Genomic DNA, 3,057 nt, shown 5'->3' with positions numbered 1-3,057 from the left:
ACTCTTCTTGTGGGCTGGCTCGGTTACTTTTTTTAACCCCCACGCGTCCCCCCCCCGGCCCCGGGGGGGGCCCCCCTCCGGACCCCGGGCGGCCGCCACAGTCGTCGGCGGACATGCGGACAGGGAGCTTGCGGATGGCACAGGCAGCAGGGGCGGCACGGGCAGCAGGGGCGCTGGACGGTCGGATCGCCCTGGTCGCGGGGGCGACCCGGGGCGCCGGGCGGGGCATCGCGGTGGAGCTGGGCGCCGCCGGGGCGACGGTGTACGTCACCGGGCGAAGCACCCGCGAGCAGCGCTCGGAGTACGGCCGGCCGGAGACCATCGAGGACACCGCGGACTTGGTCACCGCGGCCGGCGGCCGGGGCATCGCGGTGCCGACCGACCACCTGGTCCCGTCCCAGGTGGCCGCCCTGGTGCAACGGATCGACGCCGAGCAGGGCCGGCTGGACGTCCTGGTCAACGACATCTGGGGCGGCGAGAACCTGTTCGGCTGGAACGTCCCGGTCTGGGAGCACGACCTGGACGACGGCCTGCGGCTGCTCCGCCTCGCGGTGGAGACGCACGCCGTCACCAGCCACCACGCCCTCCCGCTGCTGCTGCGCCGCCCGGGCGGCCTGGTCGTCGAGATGACCGACGGAACCGCCGAGTACAACCGCGACACCTACCGGAACTCGTTCTTCTACGACCTCGCCAAGGCCTCCGTGCTGCGGATGGCCTTCGCGCTCGGCCACGAGCTGGGCCCGCGCGGCGCCACCGCCCTGGCGCTCACCCCCGGCTGGATGCGCTCGGAGATCATGCTGGAGCACTTCGGCGTCACCGAGGAGAACTGGCGCGACGCCCTGGCCCGGGAGCCGCACTTCGGCATCTCCGAGAGCCCGTACTTCGTCGGCCGGGCGGTCGCCGCCCTCGCCACCGACCCCGAGGTCTCCCGCTGGAACGGCGGGTCGGTGTCCAGCGGGCAGCTGTCCCTGGAGTACGGCTTCACCGACCGCGACGGCAGCCGGCCGGACTGCTGGCGCTACCTGGTCGAGGTGCAGGACGCGGGCAAGCCGGCCGCGCCGGAGGGCTACCGCTGACGGGGCGTCGGCGGCGGCGCCACCGGGCGCCGGGGAGAACCCCTTTCCCCGCGCCGCGTATTGACCGCGCCGCCACCGACTCCGAATAATCGGCGCCACCGGGGCGCCCAGGCAACCCTCGTCACTCTGACCACACCGGACCGGGGAGCGCCCATGACCGACCAGCCGCACCACGACGAACCCACCGCACTCGCCGCCCCCACCGCACTCGCCGCCCTGGCCGAGGAGTACTTCGCCGCCGAGAACGCCCACGCCCCGTTCGACGCGACGCTGAGCGGGGTCGAGGGCTACGCCCACGAGGTGCCCGACCCGTCCCGCGCGGCCGCGCTGCGCCACCGGGACGCGCTGGCGGGCTTCGGGGCGCGACTGGCCGCGATCCCGGTGGACGCGCTGGCCGGCGAGGACCTGGTCACCCACCGCGTGCTCGGGCGGCTGATCGACAACGGTACCGGCCGGATCACCCACGGACTGGGCGACTTCAGCATCTCGGCGACCATCACCGCACCGCAGAACGAGGCCTTCACCTCGCTCGCCATGACCTCCGTCGACCAGGAGGGCGCCGACGCCTACCTGGAGCGGCTGGCCGGCCTGCCGGGCTACTTCGACGCCGCCCTGCAGCTCCACCTGGACGCCGCCGCCGAGGGCCGCACGCCGCTGCGCAGCGGCGTCGACGCCGCCCTCGACCAGCTCGACGCCTACCTGGTCGCCAACCCGGACGACGACCAGCTGCTGCGCGCGCTGCAGGGCCGCCCGGAGTTCGACCGGGGCCGGGTGATCGTCCGCGACGGCGTGCGCCCGGCCGTGGCCCGTTACCGGGCCGGCCTGGCCCAGCGGCTGGCCACGGACGCCCGGCCGGACGACCGGGCCGGGGTCTGCCACGTGCCCGGCGGCACCGAGGGCTACGCCGACGCCGTCACCCGCTACACCCGGCCCGGGCTCACCCCGGAGGAGGTCCACCGGATCGGCCTGGACACCCTGGCGGGGCTGCGCGAGGAGTTCGCCGAGCTGGGCGGCAGGGTGCTCGGCATCACCGACCCCGACGCCGTGCTGGCCGCGCTGCGGGAGGACCGCGCGCTGCGCTTCGGCAGCGCCGAGGAGATCATCACCCTGGTCGACGAGGCGCTGGAGCGCGCCCGCCGCGCCTCGGCCGACTACTTCCGGGCCTACCCGATCGCCGACTGCGTGACCCGGGAGATCGACCCGATCGAGGCGGAGACCGGGCCGCTGGCCTACTACCAGCCGCCGGGCCCGGGCGGCCTGCCCGGCACCCACTGGATCAACACGCTGCGCCCGCAGACCAGGTTCAGGTACGAGTACGAGGCGATCGCCTTCCACGAGAGCGTGCCCGGGCACCACCTGCAGATCGCCGTCGCCCAGACGCTGCACCACCTGCCGGAGTTCCGGCGCCGGCCGAGCGGCCAGCTGACCGCCCACGTCGAGGGCTGGGGCCTGTACACCGAGCGGCTCGCGGACGAGATGGGGCTGTACAGCTCGGACCTCTCCCGCTTCGGCATGCTGTCGCTCGACGCGCTGCGGGCCGTGCGCCTGGTCGTGGACACCGGGCTGCACCACTACGGCTGGTCCCGGGAGCGGGCGATCGCCTTCATGCGGGACAACACGGCCACCACCGAGGCCAACGTCCGCAACGAGATCGACCGCTACCTGGCCTGGCCGGGCCAGGCGACCGCGTACCTGATCGGCCGCCGGGAGATCGTCCGGCACCGCGAGCGCGCCCAGGCGGCGCTGGGCGGCCGGTTCGACATCCGGGAGTTCCACCACGAGCTGATCGGGCACGGCAGCCTGCCGCTGGGAGTGCTGGACACGCTGGTCACGGACTGGATCGCGGCGCAGTAGGGCCCGCCGCGCCCCCCGGGGGGGCCCCCCCCCCCCGCGGGCCGGGGGGGCGGGCACGCCCCGGTGACGGGGGGGGCGCCCGTGTGCTCCCGGCGGGGGGAGTGGGCGGGGGCGGGGCGGTACTCCA

General features: G+C 75.1%; 2 protein-coding genes. Both read left to right on the top strand.

Annotated elements, in window-relative coordinates:
- Positions 1–134: 134 nt before the first annotated feature.
- The gene (locus tag ACFV6D_RS26670; RefSeq protein WP_380428843.1) at positions 135–1,076 is read left to right on the top strand and encodes an SDR family oxidoreductase; all 942 of its coding nucleotides are present in this window, start codon (positions 135–137) and stop codon (positions 1,074–1,076) included.
- A gap of 153 nt (positions 1,077–1,229) precedes the next feature.
- Positions 1,230–2,930 carry a DUF885 domain-containing protein gene (locus tag ACFV6D_RS26665; RefSeq protein ID WP_380561347.1) on the top strand — a complete coding sequence of 567 codons (1,701 nt, stop codon included), beginning with the start codon at positions 1,230–1,232 and terminating at the stop codon, positions 2,928–2,930.
- The last annotated feature ends 127 nt before the right edge of the window (positions 2,931–3,057 follow it).

Origin of the sequence: Kitasatospora sp. NPDC059812, from assembly GCF_042732075.1 — a bacterium.
Taxonomy (GTDB): Bacteria; Actinomycetota; Actinomycetes; order Streptomycetales; family Streptomycetaceae; genus Kitasatospora.
Note: the sequence above shows the minus strand (reverse complement) of the source record. Positions and strands in the feature narration are given on the sequence as shown.